The organism is Crenobacter sp. CS_VA4, from assembly GCF_055597485.1.
The window spans coordinates 1-260 of record NZ_JBVMAE010000138.1 but is presented as its reverse complement, the minus strand read 5'-3'; the positions used below and the strand labels follow the sequence as shown (position 1 = coordinate 260).

The window sequence follows — 260 nt, the reverse complement described above, 5'->3', positions numbered from 1 at the left end:
AGGAGCACCGATGGGTGATAGGCGGGCCGGCCAGTGGCGGCAGGATCGACGCCTGCGAAACCCAATTTGCCAAGGTCCAGTTCATCAACAAAGACATCCACCACCCGCACCGGGTTGGTCTCAGAAACGAAGTCGTCCACGCTCTCGGGCAGCAATGTTCCCTGAGTACGGCTCTGACCTTCGATGAATCGTTTCATAGCACCCAACCAGGCTGGGACGATGCCGATATCCTACCTGGTCTGGCGTTTTTACACAGTCTG

Annotated in this window: 1 pseudogene; it reads right to left on the bottom strand. The window is 57.3% G+C overall.

Features of this window, described 5'->3' with window-relative positions:
• Window positions 1-197 (bottom strand): annotated as a pseudogene (locus ACZ2IA_RS23050) (IS5/IS1182 family transposase); the annotation flags it as partial.
• Between the last annotated feature and the right edge of the window lie 63 nt (window positions 198-260).